The organism is Pseudomonas sp. GD04091, from assembly GCF_029836165.1.
Classification (GTDB): Bacteria; Pseudomonadota; Gammaproteobacteria; order Pseudomonadales; family Pseudomonadaceae; genus Aquipseudomonas.
Genome location: NZ_JAOEBG010000014.1, coordinates 1 through 16,878 on the forward strand (window position 1 = coordinate 1; position 16,878 = coordinate 16,878).

A 16,878-nucleotide genomic window follows, 5' to 3' on the forward strand; every position below is an offset into this window, starting at 1 on the left:
CGCCACCGCTGCCTTGAAGCCGACGAACAGCGCATGGGCCACCAGCGCGTGACCGATGTTCAGCTCATTGATGCCCTTGATCGCCGCAACCGCCTCGACATTGTGGTAGTGCAAGCCGTGGCCAGCATTGACGATCAGCCCCTGGCCGACGCCAAATGCCACGCCATCGACGATACGCTTGAGCTCTTCGGCCACTTCGGTGGGCGTTTCGGCGTCGGCATAACGGCCGGTGTGCAGCTCGACGGCCGGGGCCCCGACACGCCGCGAGGCTTCGATCTGCCGCGCGTCGGCATCGATGAACAGCGACACTTCGGCGCCGGTGCGCGACAGGCGCTCGACGGCGGCCTTGATCCGCGCCTCCTGGCCTGCCACGTCCAGGCCGCCTTCGGTAGTCAGTTCCTGGCGGGTTTCCGGCACCAGGCAGATATGCGCCGGGCGGATCTTCTCGGCGAAGGCCATCATCTCTTCGGTGACGCCCATCTCGAAGTTCATGCGGGTCTGCAGCACGTCCTTGAGCAGCAGCACGTCGCGCTCCTGGATGTGCCGACGGTCTTCGCGCAAGTGCACGGTGATGCCGTCGGCACCCGCTTCCTCGGCGTCCAACGCGGCCTTGACCGGGTCCGGGTAACGGGTGCCCCGGGCCTGGCGCAGGGTCGCCACGTGGTCGATGTTGACACCGAGAAGCATGCGGTTGCTGTGAGTCACGAAGGGGCACTCCTGAGGGTTGAGCCCGACAGCATACGTGCAGATCAGCGCTTGCGAAACAGTTCCCGGCTGACCAGTGGCTTGGGCCCCAGGTGCACGGCGAGGGCCTGACGCATCAGGCGCTTGGCGGCGAGCAGGGCACCGGGCGCCTCCCAGTCGGCCTGGGCCAGGGCCAACAGTTCGCTGCCCTTGAACAGCCCTGGCTGGAACAGCTCGACGCGCTCCAGGCCAGCATCCACCTGCAGACGATAGAGGCCATCGGCAACGACCGGGACGCCGTTGGCGTCATGGTCCAGGGCGAAGGCGTAGCCCAGCTCATCCAGCAGGCGCCATTCGAACGAGCGCAGCAACGGCTCCAGCGGACGTCCCGCTGCCAGTGCCTGCAGGGTCAGGGTGTAATGCTCGAACAAGGCTGGGTGCGGTGCCTCGGCCGGTAGCAGGCGCATCAGCAGTTCGTTGAGGTAGAGCCCGCTGAACAACGCATCGCCATGCAACCAGGCGGCAATGCCCAGGGTGTCCAGGCGACCGACATTCTTCAGCTCGCCACGCCCGCGCAGTTCCACTTCCAGCGGCACGAACGGGCGCACCAAGCTGCCGCCCTTGCCCCGCGCCCGGCGCAGCACCGCGCGCACCCGCCCCTGGGGGGTGAGGAAGTCCACCAGCGCGCTGGTTTCCTTGTAGGCGCGGCTGTGCAGCACGTAGGCGGGTTGCGGGGTGGGTTGGTCCATCTGCTCTCTCCAAAGGCCATGAACGCCTGTGGGAGCGGGTTCACCCGCGAAAGCGTCAGTGAACCCACCATCGCCTTCGCGGATAAACCCGCTCCCACAGGAAACGCCGATCGCGTCAGGAGCGGTTACAGGTCGCCGTAACCCAACGACCGCAGGGCGCGCTCGTCGTCCGACCAACCGCCTTTGACCTTGACCCAGAGGTTGAGCATGACCTTGGCGTCGAACAGGGTCTCCATGTCCTTGCGCGCATCGGAGCCAATGCGTTTGATGCGTTCGCCCTTGTCGCCGATGATGATCTTCTTCTGCCCGTCACGCTCGACCAGGATCAACGCATGGATGTGCAGCACATGGCCCTGCTGCTTGAACTCTTCGATTTCCACGGTGATCTGGTACGGCAGCTCCGCGCCCAGCTGGCGCATGATCTTCTCGCGCACCAGTTCGGCGGCGAGGAAACGGCTGCTGCGGTCGGTGATCTGGTCTTCCGGGAAGAAATGCTCGTTTTCCGGCAGATGCTTGGCGATCAGGGCCTCCAGCGACTCCAGGTTGTGCCCCTGCTGGGCGGAGATCGGCACGATCTCAGCGTTCGGCAGCTGCTGTTGCAACCATTGCAGATGCGGAATCAGCTCGGCTTTCTCGTCCATGCGGTCGGTCTTGTTCACCGCCAGGATCACCGGGCCGGTCACGTACTGCACGCGCTCGAGCACCAGTTGGTCTTCGTCCGTCCAACGGGTGCGGTCGACCACGAAGATCACCACGTCGACGTCCTTCAGGGCCGCCGAGGCGTTGCGGTTCATGTAGCGGTTGAGCGCCTTGTCGTTGGCTTTGTGCATACCGGGCGTGTCGACGTAGATCGCCTGCACGTCACCCTCGGTCTTGATCCCGAGCATGTTGTGGCGGGTGGTCTGCGGCTTGCGCGAGGTGATCGCCAGCTTCTGGCCGAGGATGTGGTTGAGCAGCGTGGACTTGCCGACGTTGGGGCGGCCAACGATGGCCACGTAGCCGCAGCGGGTCGAAGTGTTCTCAGTCATTGCCATTCTCCACGCCCAGGGCGATCAATGCGGCGGCGGCGGCGACCTGTTCGGCGATACGCCGACTCACGCCCTGGCCACGGCTCTTGTTGTTCAGCAGCACCACTTCGCATTCGACGAAGAAGGTCCGGCAGTGCGGTTCGCCCTGGATATCCACCACTTCGTAACGCGGCAATTCACAGGCACGCGATTGCAGGAATTCCTGCAGGCGAGTCTTGGGGTCCTTGTTGGTGTCGACCAGGGTCAGGCCATCGAACTCGTCGGTCAGCCAGGCGAGGATACGCTCGCGCGCGGTCTGCATGTCGGCGTCCAGGTAGATGGCGCCGATCAACGCCTCCAGGGCGTCGGCCAGAATCGACTCGCGGCGGAAACCACCGCTCTTGAGTTCACCCGAGCCCAGGCGCAGGTACTCGCCCAGATCGAAACCACGGGCCAGTCGGGCCAGTGTCTCGCCTTTGACCAGACGTGCGCGCAGACGCGACAACTGGCCTTCGCGGGCCTGCGGGAAGCGCTCGAACAGCGCTTCGCCGACCACGAAGTTGAGGATGGCATCGCCAAGGAATTCCAGGCGCTCGTTGTTGCGCCCGGCATAGCTGCGATGGGTCAGGGCCAGCAGCATCTGGTCCTGGTTCTTGAAGGTGTAGCCGAGCTTGCGCTCCAGGCGGCCAAGGGAAGCACTCATGCGGCCACCCCGGCAATGTTCAACGCGTTGTTCAAATCAACATCCTGAAAGACGGTTTGACTGTGGTCCGTCGCCGATAACGACGAAAGCCCTCGCTCCCTGAGAACACAGCCTATGTCAGAAATGCAATCGGCGCCGTCCGTGGACAGCGCCGTCGATACTCAATGGATCAGACCGACCCGCGACAGGTTCGGCAAATGACTCAGCTTCGGCTCCGGCCAGCTCATCCATACCGCGAAAGCCTTGCCGACGATGTTGCGGTCCGGAACCATGCCCTGCAGCTCCTTGGGAATGTTCGGATCATCCCAGAAACGGCTGTCGTTGGAGTTGTCGCGGTTGTCACCCATCATGAAGTAATGACCGGCCGGCACGGTCCATTGCTGGTCCGGCGGCATGCGATAGCGGGTCATTTCCTTGCGGATCAGGTGCTCGGCCTCGCCGAGTTTCTCCTTGTACAGCTCGGCGCTGCCCAGCGTGCCCGGCTCGCTGCCGACCAGTTGCTCGGCAACCGCCTGGCCGTTGACGTACAGGCGCTTGTCGCTGGTGTAGCGAATCAGGTCGCCCGGCAGCCCGACCACCCGTTTGATGTAGTTGACGTTCGGATCGCTCGGGTAGCGGAACACCATCACATCCCCGCGCTGCGGATCACCCACTTCGATGACCTTCTTGTCGATCACCGGCAGGCGAATGCCATAGGAGAACTTGTTCACCAGGATGAAGTCGCCCACTTCCAGCGTCGGCTTCATCGACCCCGACGGGATCTGGAACGGTTCAACCAGGAACGAACGCAGCACCAGCACGATGAACAGCACTGGGAAGAACGACTTGCCGTACTCGACCAGCAAGGGTTCCTTGTTCAGGCGTTCGACCACGGCCATTTCGGGCTGGGTGACGCTGCCCTGGTAATTGGCGATCGCCGCTCGCCGGCGCGGGGCCAGGAACAGCAGGTCGATCAAACCCAACAAGCCACAGACGGCGACGGCGATGACAAGCAACAGCGGGAAATTTAGCGACATAGGACCTAGCTATCCAACCTGAGCACGGCGAGGAAGGCTTCTTGTGGGATCTCCACGTTGCCGACCTGTTTCATGCGTTTCTTACCGGCCTTCTGCTTCTCCAGCAGCTTCTTCTTACGGCTGACGTCGCCGCCGTAGCACTTGGCCAGTACGTTCTTTCTGAGCGCCTTGACGGTCGTCCGCGCAATGATCTGGCCGCCGATGGCTGCCTGGATCGCCACGTCGAACATCTGCCGAGGGATCAGCTCCTTCATCTTCTCGGTCAACGCGCGACCTTTGTAGGCCGCGTTGTCGCGGTGCACGATCAATGCCAGGGCATCGACCTTGTCGCCGTTGATCAGCACGTCCAGTTTGACCAGGTTGGCCGACTGGTAGCGATCGAAATGATAGTCCAGCGAAGCGTAGCCGCGGCTGGTGGACTTGAGGCGGTCGAAGAAGTCCAGCACCACTTCGTTCATCGGCAGGTCGTAACGCACCTGCACCTGGCTGCCGAGGAACTGCATGTCGCGCTGCACGCCACGCTTCTCGATGCACAGGGTGATGACGTTGCCCAGGTGCTCTTGCGGCACGAGGATGGTGGCGGTGACGATCGGCTCGCGGAAATCGTTGACGGCCGAGACGTCCGGCAGCTTCGACGGGTTGTCGACGGTGATGACTTCGCCGGTCTTGAGCTCGAGCTCGTAGATCACGCTTGGCGCGGTGGTGATCAGGTCCAGGTCGTATTCGCGCTCCAGGCGCTCCTGGATGATCTCCATGTGCAGCATGCCGAGGAAGCCGCAACGGAAACCAAAGCCCAGGGCGTCGGAACTTTCCGGCATGTACTGCAGCGACGAGTCGTTCAGCGTCAGCTTCTGCAGGGCGTCGCGGAAGTCCTCGAAGTCGTCGGAGCTGACCGGGAACAGGCCCGCGTAGACCTGTGGCTGAATCTTCTTGAAGCCTGGCAGCACTTCGACTTCAGGCGTGTTGGACAGGGTCAGGGTGTCACCCACTGGCGCACCGTGAATGTCCTTGATGCTGGCAATGATGAAGCCGACTTCACCGGCCTTCAGGTCGGCGGTCTGGGTGTGTTTGGGGGTGAACACGCCGACGCTGTCGACCAGGTGCACCTTGCCGGTGGACTTGACCAGGATCTTGTCGCCTTTCTTGACGCGGCCCTGGCGCACACGCACCAGCGAGACCACGCCCAGGTAGTTGTCGAACCAGGAGTCGATGATCAACGCCTGCAGCGGAGCGTCGATTTCGCCTTCCGGCGCGGGGATGGTCTGTACCAGGCGCTCGAGCACCTCGTCGACGCCCATGCCGCTCTTGGCACTGCAGGCCACGGCGTCGGTGGCGTCGATGCCGATGATCTTCTCGATCTCGTCCTTGACGCGGTCCGGGTCAGCCTGGGGCAGGTCCATCTTGTTCAGCACGGGCATGACTTCCAGGCCCTGCTCGATGGCGGTGTAGCAGTTGGCCACGGACTGGGCCTCCACACCTTGACCGGCGTCGACCACCAGCAGCGCACCTTCGCACGCCGCCAGCGAGCGCGAAACTTCATAGGTGAAGTCGACGTGGCCGGGGGTGTCGATGAAGTTCAGCTGGTAGGTCTTACCATCCTGCGCCTTGTAGTGCAGCGTGACGCTGTGGGCCTTGATGGTGATACCGCGTTCACGCTCCAGGTCCATGGAATCAAGGACCTGGGCTTCCATTTCGCGCGCTGTCAGGCCACCGCACATCTGGATGAAACGGTCGGCCAGCGTCGACTTGCCATGGTCGATGTGGGCGATGATGGAGAAATTGCGGATATGACTCAAATCACTCACGGGTCAACACTCGAAAAGGCTGCGAGCCGGACGCCCGCCGAAAAATAGCCGGGAATTGTACCTCAAGCCGCAGGGATATGGGAGATTCCTCTATCGGCCTGTATACAACCCTTGTGGGACGGCGGTTCGCCGCTGCGACTTGCCCCGCAACAGGGCAAGCCCGCTCCCACGCAGGCCCTTTCAGCCTGCCGGCCCATGAAAAAGGCAGCCGAAGCTGCCCTTTTCCTACGCCACGCTCAGCTTATTCAGCCAGCTTGAAGGTAATGAAGCTGGCGCGACCCTGACGCAATACGCGCATGGACACCGAACGGTTCTTCGGCAGCTCCTTGGCGATCTCGGTGAACTGCTTGGCCGAGGCGATCGCCTGGTTGTTCAGGTGGCTGATGACATCGCCCGGACGCAGGCCGATCATGGCTGCCGGGCCGTCCTGGACTTCCTTGATGACCACGCCGCCCTTGAGCTCCAGGGACTTCTTCTGCTCGGCGGACAGGTCGGTCACCGAAACGCCAAGGCGATTGCTGCTGCGTTCGGCGCCGCCCTGGGCACCAGTGCCGATATCGGCGTCGTCGTCCGGCAGGGCACCAATGGTGACATCCAGGTTCTGGCGCTTGCCGTTGCGGATGATCTCCAGCTTGGCCTTGTCGCCATCCTTGAGGCTACCGACCAGGTGCGGCAGGTCGGCGGACATGACGATCGGCTGGCCGTTCATGCTCAGGATCACATCACCGACCTGCAGGCCGCCCTTGGCCGCCGGGCCCTCTTCCAGAACCTGGGCCACCAGCGCGCCGGCCGGCTTGTCCAGGCCGAAGGACTCGGCCAGGTCCTTGTTGACCTCCTGGATCACCACGCCCAGCCAGCCGCGGCTGACCTTGCCGTCTTTCTTCAGCTGGTTGGAAACGTCCAGCGCCACGTCGATCGGAATGGCGAACGACAAGCCCATGAAACCGCCGGAGCGGGTGAAGATCTGCGAGTTGATGCCCACCACCTCGCCTTTCATGTTGAACAGCGGGCCACCGGAGTTGCCGGGGTTGATCGCCACGTCGGTCTGGATGAACGGCACGTAGGTGTCATTCGGCAGGGTACGCCCCTTGGCACTGACGATGCCTTTGGTCACCGAGTGGTCGAAGCCGAATGGCGAGCCGATGGCCAGCACCCATTCACCGACCTTCAATTTCTCGGAATCGCCCAGCTTGACGGTCGGCAGGTTCTTGCCTTCAACCTTGAGCAGGGCCACGTCGGTGCGTGGGTCGGTGCCGACCAGCTTGGCCTGCAGCTCGCTGCGGTCGGACAGACGGACGATGATCTCGTCGGCATCGGCGACCACATGATTGTTGGTCAGCACGTAACCATCGCTGGAAATGATGAAGCCCGAGCCCAGCGACTGGGCCTCACGCTGGCGGTCGCCACGAGGCGAACGCGGCTGCTGCGGCATGTTGCGCTCGAAGAACTCGCGGAACATCGGCGGCAGGCCTTCCAGGTCAGGCATCTGCCCGGCGGCGATGCGGCGGTCCGGCAGCTTCTGCTTGGTACTGATGTTGACGACCGCCGGCGAGGCCTGCTCGACCAGGGTGGTGAAGTCCGGCAGGGCTTCCTCGGCCTGGGCGGTGAGCACCTGGCCGAGCATGAGCACGGCGGCGAACATCGAGAGATAGGTTTTCAAGCGTGGTATTGACATACGGCTCCCGTCACAACGAGCGTAGTTAGCAGTAGGACCCCTGCAGAAGCAGGAAAGGCCAGACTCCGAGAAGCCTGACCTATAGAAAATTTGCGGCTGGATTGCAAATGACAATGCTTTAATTTCATGTCAGCTCTGTGTAACAGAAGCTGTCAGAAAGCGGCCAAACCTCATTGCCGCGCCTGGACATCCTGGGCCCGCATCGACAGGGCGACACGCTCGGCGGTCCCCAGGGGAATCTCGCCAACCACGGTGACCATCACCTTGCCCGTGGGCGTGGTGAGGCGGCGCGATACCGCAACAGTCGGGCCGAGCTGGGCACGGGTATCGGCGCCGACATCGCTGCCGATAGGCTCCAGAAACACCGAGAACCGCGCCAGGCCATCGTCGTACATCAGGCTGCTGACCGTACTTTTGCGTGCAGGGTCGCGACGCACCGAACTGTTGACCAGCTCGAAACCTGGCGGCAGCCAGTCCGAACGCCAACCAGCGACGGTTTCCGCGGCGCTGGAGGCCACCTGCTCGACCGGCTTGCACGCGGCGCTGGCGCTGAGATCGCTGTCGCTCGGCAAGTCGTCGGTGTCGAGGCGGGTCATCTGGAAACGCTCGAGCAATTGCCCCTTGTCGTTGAGCATCAACGAGCGCAGAGGCAGCCCGGTACGGCGATCCAGGTGTAATTCGAAGGCATAGCGGTGCTGATCGCGGGGGCTGAGCGTCACGATCACCGCGTCGCGCCCGGCGACGCGTGACTTGCCTGCCACGCTCAGGTCGTACCAGCTCATCAGTTTCAAGGGATCGAGCATACGCGGCGCGGAATCCGGTGGCGTGCCCACGCCGCTGATCAAGGCGCCACTGACGCATTGCACCTTGCCATCGACACGCACGATTTCCTGGGCCGAGCCATCGAGCTGAAGCAGACGCTCGCTGACCTTGCCGTCCTGGACGCGATGCCAGATATCGTGGGTGGAAAAGCTGCCGTTACGTTCGTAGACGAAAGAGCCTTGGTAACTCTGCTCTTGTTCAGCCCGTGCCAGCTTGTTCAGCCACTCGCTCGCCTCGGGCGAAGAGTTGGCCGCCAGGGCCTGCACCGTCAGGCTGCTGCCAAGCAGCAGCGACAGGAGAGGTAGCGCGCGCATGATCCTCCTTACTTAGCGGTTTCCAGGCTGGCGGCACGGGCGTATGGCAGCGCGGTCTCGTTGCCCTTGAGCGCGGACTCCTGGGCATGCTGACGCAGGTAACCTGGCAGGCGCTGATCCCAGCCGGCCTGATTCTGCAGCACACCGTTGGCCATCGGGCCGGTCGGTTGTTCGCTGCTTTCACTGTAGCCTGCCAGAACGGCCGGACCCTGTGCCTGCGGCATGCTCAGTCCCTGCTGTGCAGGTTGCTGGGCGGCCAGCTCGGCGCCGGTGATCTCGTCCTGGTTGTAGAAACGCACACCGGCCAGCACGGCAACAGTAACCGAGGCAGCCACGGCCAGGCGGCCAATGCTGCGCCACGGCCCTTGCTTGACCTTGGTCGGCACGGCTTCGTCGGCCAGCGCCGCGCAGACCGCCGAGGCGATATCCAACTTGGGCAGCAGCAACTCCTTGTGCATGGCTGCGCGAGCGACCTGGTAGCGCGACCAGGTGGCACGGGTTTCGGCATCGTCGACGGCGTTAAGCACGCGACGCAATTCCAGTTCGTCCGCTTCGTTATCCATCACCGCGGACAGCGATTCCTGCAAAGCTTCACGACTCATGGCGGTTCCTCTCTTGGCTGTCGCCGCTGTCTCAGGTTTCCTGCAACAGAGGCTGCAGGGCTTTGTCTATGGCCTCCCGAGCGCGGAAGATTCGAGAGCGCACGGTACCCACCGGACATTGCATGACACTGGCAATGTCTTCGTAACTCAGACCGTCGAACTCGCGCAGTGTCAGTGCCGTGCGCAAATCTTCGGGCAGTTGCTGGATGGTGCGATGGACAGTGCCTTCGATTTCATCCCGCAACAACGAGCGCTCTGGGGACTCGAGATCCTTGAGACCATGATCGCCGTCATAAAACTCCGCATCCTCGGAGCTCACATCGCTGTCTGGTGGCCGTCTTCCACGGGACACCAGGTAGTTCTTCGCCGTGTTGATGGCGATGCGGTACAGCCAGGTATAGAAAGCACTGTCACCGCGAAAATTCCCGAGCGCCCGGTAAGCCTTGATGAAGGCTTCCTGCGCCACGTCCTGCGCCTCATGGGTGTCGTGTACGAAACGCACGATCAACCCGAGAATCTTGTGCTGATACTTCAGCACCAACAGATCGAACGCTCGCCTGTCGCCGCGCTGCACGCGCTCGACAAGCTGCTGATCCTCTTCCTGGGTTAGCATGAACACTCCTCAGTGAACTCGAAGGAGCGTTGCGACAGCCATCGTTCAGGCTTGCAACCATAGACTCGGGCTTTGCGCAAAAGTTCTCCCCTCCAAGCAAGTTTCCTGCGGCCCTTGGTCGGCTCGCACGAAAGACGCAGCGCGGACACGGCCGGCTGCGTCGATAATCTGGTTTCATTACACAGGTGCCAGCCCAAGATAGAGCTGCCGCCCTGCGTCGCCGCGGCAAAATATGGCGTACGGGCAGCCTTCATGAGATTTCCGGGGCCGTCGGAAAGTTCCCAAGAAGATCGCCGCCAACGCTCAAGCGCCATTGGAAATCAGGCACCTGGGGCTGCTATAAAGGCATCCCGGCCAGGATTCACGATAGTTTCACAATGCCATCGGCGCCTGACTATTGTGCCGTGCCCCCCTCAAAGATTACTAGTGTCCCGACATGAGCCAACAATTCCAACATGATGTCCTGGTGATCGGCAGTGGTGCCGCCGGTCTCAGCCTGGCACTGAACCTCCCCAGCCACCTGCGCATCGCCGTGCTGAGCAAGGGCGACCTGGCCAATGGCTCGACTTTCTGGGCCCAGGGCGGCGTCGCCGCGGTGCTCGACGACACCGATACCGTGCAGTCCCATGTCGAGGACACGCTGAACGCCGGTGGCGGCCTGTGCCACGAGGACGCCGTGCGCTTCACCGTCGAGCACAGCCGCGAAGCCATCCAGTGGCTGATCGAACAAGGCGTGCCGTTCACCCGCGACGAGCATTACAGCGTCGACGACGGCGGCTTCGAATTCCACCTCACCCGCGAAGGCGGCCACAGCCATCGGCGCATCATTCATGCCGCCGATGCCACCGGCGCGGCGATCTTCACCACCCTGCTCGAGCGCGCCCGCCAGCGGCCGAACATCGAGCTGCTCGAGCAGCGCGTGGCGGTCGATCTGATCACCGAACGACGCCTGGGCCTGGGTGGCGATCGCTGCCTGGGCGCCTACGTGCTCGACCGCAACACAGGCGAAGTCGACACCTTCGGCGCGCGCTTCACCGTGCTGGCCACCGGCGGCGCGGCCAAGGTCTACCTCTATACCAGCAACCCCGACGGCGCCTGTGGCGATGGCATCGCCATGGCCTGGCGGGCCGGCTGCCGGGTGGCCAACCTGGAGTTCAACCAGTTCCACCCGACCTGCCTGTACCATCCGCAGGCCAAGAGTTTCCTCGTCACCGAAGCCCTGCGCGGCGAAGGCGCGCTGTTGCGCCTGCCCAACGGCGAGCGCTTCATGCCGCGCTTCGACCCGCGCGAGGAATTGGCGCCCCGGGACATCGTCGCCCGCGCCATCGACCACGAGATGAAGCGCCTGGGCGTGGACTGCGTGTACCTGGACATCAGCCACAAGCCCGCCGAGTTCATCAAGAGCCACTTCCCGACGGTCTACGAGCGCTGCCTGAGCTTTGGCATCGACATCACCCGCCAGCCCATCCCGGTGGTGCCGGCGGCGCACTATACCTGTGGCGGCGTGGTGGTCGACGACCGTGGCCATACCGACGTTCCGGGCCTCTACGCCATCGGCGAAACCAGCTTCACCGGCCTGCACGGCGCCAACCGCATGGCCAGCAACTCGTTGCTCGAGTGCTTCGTCTATGGCCGTGCCGCCGCCGCCGACATCCAAGCGCACCTCGAGCAAGTGAGCATGCCTCGCGCCCTGCCCTGCTGGGATGCCAGCCAGGTCACCGATTCGGACGAAGACGTGATCATCGCGCACAACTGGGACGAATTGCGGCGATTCATGTGGGACTACGTGGGTATCGTGCGTACCAGCAAGCGCCTGCAACGCGCCGAGCACCGGGTGCGCATGCTGCTGGATGAGATCGATGAGTTCTACAGCAACTACAAGGTCAGCCGCGATCTGATCGAGCTGCGCAATCTGGCCCAGGTCGCCGAGCTGATGATCCGCTCGGCGATGCAGCGCAAGGAAAGCCGCGGCTTGCACTACACCCTCGACTATCCGGCGATGCTGCCCCAAGCCCACGACACTATCCTGCAGCCGCCCACCTTCGCCGGCTGAACTTCAGCCGCACGCGCAAGCGCCGGTGCTGCTCATGCGCCAGTGCGTCCCCGGGGATGCACTGGCTCTGGCTCAACCAGCGCCCCTTGGTCACGAAACGCAATACCACGATGCCCGGCAAGGCGATGCTGTCACGGCAGAGCGTTGCCGGCTGCCATCCCCCCGCGCGGCTGTACACACACCAGCCACGGGCGTCGCGCCGCAGCCCGGTCATGGCCTGGGGAGCGCTCAGCAGGATTCGATGGGGTATGACCCAGCAGGCGTGGGCAAGGCATGCGAACAGCAGCAGGCAACGCAGCCAGATGGGCAATGCGACGGCGGCAAGGCCGATCATCGCCAGCGCCAGGCTGGCGAGGTAGGCCGTCAGCAGCAGGCACGAGCCCTGCCAACGGCACTCGAAGACATCATTTGGGCTGGACACGGTCCAGGATGATGCGGACCATGCGTTGCAGCTCGGGGTCCTCCGATTCGGTGCGCTCCATGAACCAGCCGAACATGTCCTGGTCTTCGCAGGTCAGCAGCCGGCGATACAGCTCACGGTCCGCTTCGCTCAGGCTCGGATAGACTTCCTGGGTGAATGGCACCAGCAGCACATCCAGTTCCAGCATGCCGCGGCGGCTGTGCCAGAAAAGCCGGTTGAGTTCAGTTTGTTCGACCATGGGGCCCTCCTCGAGTGGTCGCGCAGTATACCGTGCGGCGAACGAAGCGGCACAAGGCGTTGGTCTAGTCACCTACCTATTTTGTTACCGGCGTTCTATGATGGCCGCCAGTCTCTAGCTACCGCGATGACCCATGGCCGATACCGCTTTCTTCTGTCCCCTCTCCCATGAGGGCATCCTCGCCGTCCGCGGCTCCGACGCCGGCAAGTTCCTGCAAGGCCAGCTGACCTGCAACATCAACTACCTCGACGAGGAGCACGCGAGCCTCGGCGCCCGCTGCATGGTCAAGGGCCGCATGCAGTCGAGCTTCCGCATCCTGCCTGAAGGCAACGGCTACCTGCTGGCCATGGCCAGCGAGCTGCTCGAGGCACAGCTGGCCGACCTGAAGAAATACGCGGTGTTCTCCAAGGCCACCCTGAGCGACGACAGCGCCGCCTGGGCGCGCTTCGGCCTGCAGCACGGCGATGCCGCACTGCAGGCGCTGGGCCTGAGTGTCCCGGCCGTGGCCGGTGCGACCGTTCGTCATGAAGGCCTGATCGCCATCGCCGTGTCGGCGAACCGCGTGGAGCTCTGGGCGCCTGCCGACCAGGCCGCCAGCGTGCGCGACGAGCTCGCCGACGTGCTGCCCGAAGGCTCGCTCAACGACTGGCTGCTCGGCCAGGTGCGTGCCGGCATCGGCCAGGTCATGGGCCCGACCCGCGAACTGTTCATCCCGCAGATGATCAACCTGCAGGCCGTCGATGGCGTGAGCTTCAAGAAGGGCTGCTACACCGGCCAGGAAATCGTCGCGCGCATGCAGTACCTGGGCAAGCTCAAGCGCCGCCAGTACCGCCTGGCACTCGACCAGGCCGAAGTGCCGGCACCGGGCGCCGAGATCTTCTCGCCCACCCACGGTTCGTCGGTCGGCGAAGTGGTGCTGGCGGCCGGCACCGGCAGCGGCGTGGAACTGCTGGCCGTGCTCAGTGCCGAAGCGGTAGCGGATGACAACCTGCACCTGGGCAGCCTGGAAGGCCCACGCCTGGCATTGCTCGACCTGCCTTACGAACTGGACCGCGACCGGGAAATCCAGCGCTGACCAACCCGCCCCGCCGCCATGGCAGGGCCGCACCACTGCCGTAGAGAAGTCCATGAACAAGCTGGCCGAGATGGTCCAAGCGCAATTGCTCGCCGCCATCGACAAGGACGACCTGGTCCTGCCGACCCTCCCGGAAGTTGCCCTGAGCATCCGCGAAGCCGCCGAGGACAGCGAGATCAGTGTCGCCGCCCTGAGCAAGGTGATCGGCCGCGACGCCGCGTTGTCGGCCCGCCTGATCAAGGTGGTCAACAGCCCGTTGCTGCGCGCGGCCGTCGAGGTCACCGACCTGCACACCGCCATCACCCGCCTGGGCATCAACTACAGCTGCAACCTCGCCATCGGCCTGGTGATCGAGCAGATCTTCCATGCCCGATCACCGGCGGTTGAGCAGAAACTGCGGGATATCTGGGCCAACAGCCTGGAAGTCGCAGGTATCAGCTATGAGCTATGCCGTCGCTACACCCAGCTCAAGCCCGACCAGGCCACCCTCGGCGGCCTGGTCCACCAGATCGGTGCCCTGCCGGTGCTGATCTATGCCGAGGAACACAACGAACTGCTGTCCGACCCGGTGTGCCTGCACTACGTGATCGAACAGATCCAGCCGGTGCTGGGCGACAAGATCCTCAGTGCCTGGGAATTCCCCGAGCAACTGGTCAACCTGCCCGGCCAGGTCCAGGACCTGGATCGGCGGACCGACAGGATCGACTATATCGATGTCGTGCAGATCGCCCGCTGCATCAGCCAGCGCGGCCGCAGCCGGCCGCTGGCGGCCCTGCCGGCCTACCGGCACCTGGGATTGCCCTATGGCACCGAGCTGGATATCGGCGAATTGCTCGATGCGCGGAGCATGCTGCGCTGAGTGGATGGGCTTGCCCCGCGATAACGCCGATCAATCCGCGATAAAGCTCACCCGCACCTTCAGCCCCCCCCGCTCACCGTCGTGCAGGCTGATCTGTGCCAGGTGCGCCCGGCAGATCTCGCCAACGATCGCCAGCCCCAACCCGCTACCTTGGGCACTGCGCCGATAGAATCGCTCGAACACCCGTTCACGCTCGTCCTGTGGAATCCCCGGGCCGTCGTCCTCGACTTCAAGCACGGCCGGCGCCAGCACCCGCAGGATCACGTCGCCCCCGGGCGGGGTGTGGGCCAGGGCGTTATCCACCAGATTGCTGAGCAACTCATTGAGCAAGGTCGGCTCGCCCTTGAGCCACACCGGCGCCTCGGCCTCCAGCGCCAGGGCCACGCCACGGGCGTGGGCCAGGGGCGCCATGGCCATGCCCAGTTCGCGGGCCAGTTGGCTCAAGTCCAGGCGCTGGGCCCCGCCTTCGGCGATGGCGCGGGCGCCGTTCTCCACCCGCGCCAGCGACAGCAGCTGGTTGGCCAGATGCGTGAGCCGGTCCGTACCCTGGGCCGCCGCTTCCAGGGTCTTGCGCCATTCATCTGGCGCTTTCGAGCGCAGACCCAGCTCGACCCGTGCCTTGAGCGCCGCCAACGGCGTGCGCAGCTCGTGGGCGGCATCGGCGATGAATTGCGCCTGGCGCTCGAACTGCCCGCGCAAGCGTTCGGTGAAGTGGTTGAGTGCCCGCACCAGCGGCCCCAGCTCGCGCTGCACCTGGACCACCGGCAAGGCACGCAAATCATCCGGCTGGCGCTCCTCCACCGCCGTGCGCAGGCGCTCCAGCGGGCGCAGCGCGGCGCTGACGGCGAACCACACCATCACCAGCGCACCGAGCGCCAGCATGCCCAGGCGCAGCAGGGTATCGGCCATCAGCCCGCGGGCCATGCGCACCCGAGCCTCCTCGGTCTCGGCCACGCGGATCTCGGCCATGCCGTTCATGTTCGGCTCGCTGACCGCCTTGAGCAGGCTGACCACACGCACGTCCTGGCCCAGGTAGGTGGCGTTGTAGAAGCGCGCCAGGGCCGGGTAGTCGTCGGTGCGCGGCGTGCCAAGCGGCGGTGGCGGCAGGTTCTCGTAGCCGGAGATCAGCTTCTGGTGGATGTCCAGGACCTGGTAGTAGATGCGCCCGGCGCTGTCGTAGGCGAAGGTGTCCAGGGCCACGTAAGGCACGTCGGCGCTGAGCGTGCCGTCACGCTGGGACAGCCCGGCGGCGATGGTCCGCGCCGAGGCCAGCAGCGTGCGGTCGTAGGCGGTGTCGGCGGCTTCGCGGCCATTCCAGTAGGCGCTCAGGCCGCTGGCCAGCATCAGCACCACCAGCAACAGCGCCAGGTTGCCCAGCAGGCGCCCGCGCAGGCTGACATTGTCACGCATCACGATGCTCGAGCAGGTAGCCCAGGCCACGGAAAGTGACGATGTACACCGGGTGACCATCGAGTTTCTTGCGCAGGCGGTGGACATAGATCTCGATGGCGTCGGGGCTGGCTTCCTCGTCCAGGCCGAACACCTGGGCGGCCAGCTGCTCCTTGCTCATCACCCGCCCCGGCCGGGCGATCAGGGCCTCGAGCACGCTCTGCTCGCGCTGGGTCAAGGTGAGCGGGTCGTCGTTCAGGGTGAAGCGCCGGGTATCCAGGTCGTAAACCAGCGGCCCGCAGCGCTGCTGGCGCTCGCCGCCGAGCACGCTGCGACGCAGCAGGGCCTTGACCCGGGCTTCCAGCTCGGTCAGCTCGAAGGGCTTGGCCAGATAGTCGTCGGCGCCCAGGTTCAGGCCGTGGACCCGGTCCTTCACATCGCTGCGCGCGGTGAGCATCAGTACCGGCAGGGTCTTGCCACGTCCGCGCAGACGCGCCAGCACCTCGAAGCCGTCCAGGCGCGGCAGGCCGACATCCAGCACCGCCACGGCGTAGTCCTCGCTGGCCAGCGCCAGGTCGGCGGCCACGCCGTCGTGCAGCACATCCACGGTCAGGCCCTGGCTCTTGAGGGCCTGGGCCACGCTTTCGGCCAGTTGCAGATGGTCTTCGACCAGCAGCACACGCATCGGATTCTCCCTGCTCGGGTGGGCTTTTTGCGCGGAGTGTACCGCCGTGGCGGGTGCTGTGAAGCCCTCGCGGCAAACCTTTCACGCTGAAAGGTTAGCGAAAGGTTGGTTGCCTAGCATCGCACCACGGTCGCCCCGCGCGCCGCAAAAAGCACCAGCAAGGTGCAA

General features: G+C 64.3%; 17 protein-coding genes. 3 read left to right on the forward strand and 14 right to left on the reverse strand.

All coding sequences use genetic code 11. The features are described from left to right. From pdxJ to rpoE, 10 genes are all read right to left on the reverse strand, one after another. The coding region (gene pdxJ, locus N7422_RS17015) for a pyridoxine 5'-phosphate synthase (RefSeq protein WP_279807624.1) at positions 1-705 on the reverse strand (705 nt) is incomplete at its 3' end. Between the two features lie 44 nt (positions 706-749). Then, complete coding sequence (recO, locus tag N7422_RS17020; protein ID WP_279807625.1) at positions 750-1,433, reverse strand: DNA repair protein RecO; 684 nt, start codon at positions 1,431-1,433, stop codon at positions 750-752. Between the two features lie 125 nt (positions 1,434-1,558). Next, positions 1,559-2,461 carry a GTPase Era gene (era, locus tag N7422_RS17025; protein ID WP_166884506.1) on the reverse strand — a complete coding sequence of 301 codons (903 nt, stop codon included), beginning with the start codon at positions 2,459-2,461 and terminating at the stop codon, positions 1,559-1,561. Next, positions 2,454-3,143 carry a ribonuclease III gene (gene rnc / locus N7422_RS17030; protein ID WP_279807626.1) on the reverse strand — a complete coding sequence of 230 codons (690 nt, stop codon included), beginning with the start codon at positions 3,141-3,143 and terminating at the stop codon, positions 2,454-2,456. The genes era and rnc overlap by 8 nt, the downstream gene beginning before the upstream one ends. Positions 3,144-3,304: 161 nt before the next feature. After that, on the reverse strand, positions 3,305-4,159 hold the full coding sequence (lepB, locus tag N7422_RS17035; RefSeq protein WP_279807627.1) for a signal peptidase I: 855 nt from the start codon (positions 4,157-4,159) through the stop codon (positions 3,305-3,307). Positions 4,160-4,164: 5 nt separating this feature from the next. After that, entirely contained in the window at positions 4,165-5,964 is a 1,800-nt protein-coding gene (gene lepA, locus N7422_RS17040) for a translation elongation factor 4 (protein WP_279807628.1), read from the reverse strand. 241 nt (positions 5,965-6,205) lie between these two features. Continuing rightward, positions 6,206-7,639, reverse strand: a complete 1,434-nt coding sequence (locus N7422_RS17045; RefSeq protein ID WP_279807629.1) for a DegQ family serine endoprotease — start codon at positions 7,637-7,639, stop codon at positions 6,206-6,208. Between the two features lie 170 nt (positions 7,640-7,809). Continuing rightward, positions 7,810-8,775 carry a MucB/RseB C-terminal domain-containing protein gene (locus N7422_RS17050; protein ID WP_279807630.1) on the reverse strand — a complete coding sequence of 322 codons (966 nt, stop codon included), beginning with the start codon at positions 8,773-8,775 and terminating at the stop codon, positions 7,810-7,812. Positions 8,776-8,783: 8 nt separating this feature from the next. Then, positions 8,784-9,377 carry an RseA family anti-sigma factor gene (locus tag N7422_RS17055; protein ID WP_279807631.1) on the reverse strand — a complete coding sequence of 198 codons (594 nt, stop codon included), beginning with the start codon at positions 9,375-9,377 and terminating at the stop codon, positions 8,784-8,786. A 31-nt stretch (positions 9,378-9,408) separates the two neighbouring features. Next, on the reverse strand, positions 9,409-9,990 hold the full coding sequence (rpoE, locus tag N7422_RS17060; protein ID WP_003252049.1) for an RNA polymerase sigma factor RpoE: 582 nt from the start codon (positions 9,988-9,990) through the stop codon (positions 9,409-9,411). Positions 9,991-10,426: 436 nt separating this feature from the next. Here rpoE and nadB point away from each other — a divergent pair, with 436 nt between their 5' ends. Continuing rightward, complete coding sequence (nadB, locus tag N7422_RS17065) at positions 10,427-12,043, forward strand: L-aspartate oxidase (protein WP_279807632.1); 1,617 nt, start codon at positions 10,427-10,429, stop codon at positions 12,041-12,043. Here nadB and N7422_RS17070 read toward each other — a convergent pair. Both N7422_RS17070 and N7422_RS17075 read right to left on the reverse strand, forming a co-directional pair. Then, on the reverse strand, positions 12,012-12,464 hold the full coding sequence (locus tag N7422_RS17070) for a protein YgfX (protein ID WP_279807633.1): 453 nt from the start codon (positions 12,462-12,464) through the stop codon (positions 12,012-12,014). The two genes, nadB and N7422_RS17070, sit on opposite strands and share 32 nt — an antisense overlap. Continuing rightward, a complete protein-coding gene (locus N7422_RS17075) occupies positions 12,448-12,702 on the reverse strand; it encodes a succinate dehydrogenase assembly factor 2 (protein WP_023631750.1) in 255 nt (84 codons plus the stop codon). The genes N7422_RS17070 and N7422_RS17075 overlap by 17 nt, the downstream gene beginning before the upstream one ends. A gap of 133 nt (positions 12,703-12,835) precedes the next feature. Here N7422_RS17075 and N7422_RS17080 point away from each other — a divergent pair, with 133 nt between their 5' ends. Then, a complete protein-coding gene (locus tag N7422_RS17080; protein WP_279807634.1) occupies positions 12,836-13,777 on the forward strand; it encodes a folate-binding protein YgfZ in 942 nt (313 codons plus the stop codon). 52 nt (positions 13,778-13,829) lie between these two features. After that, positions 13,830-14,636 (forward strand): HDOD domain-containing protein, encoded by an 807-nt coding sequence (locus N7422_RS17085; protein WP_279807635.1) that lies wholly within the window; start codon positions 13,830-13,832, stop codon positions 14,634-14,636. Between the two features lie 30 nt (positions 14,637-14,666). Here the strand turns inward: N7422_RS17085 and N7422_RS17090 are convergent, their stop codons facing one another. Together N7422_RS17090 and N7422_RS17095 are read right to left on the reverse strand one after the other, a co-directional pair. Further along, positions 14,667-16,046, reverse strand: a complete 1,380-nt coding sequence (locus tag N7422_RS17090; RefSeq protein ID WP_279807636.1) for a sensor histidine kinase — start codon at positions 16,044-16,046, stop codon at positions 14,667-14,669. Next, positions 16,039-16,710 carry a response regulator gene (locus tag N7422_RS17095; protein ID WP_279807637.1) on the reverse strand — a complete coding sequence of 224 codons (672 nt, stop codon included), beginning with the start codon at positions 16,708-16,710 and terminating at the stop codon, positions 16,039-16,041. The genes N7422_RS17090 and N7422_RS17095 overlap by 8 nt, the downstream gene beginning before the upstream one ends. Positions 16,711-16,878 lie beyond the last annotated feature (168 nt).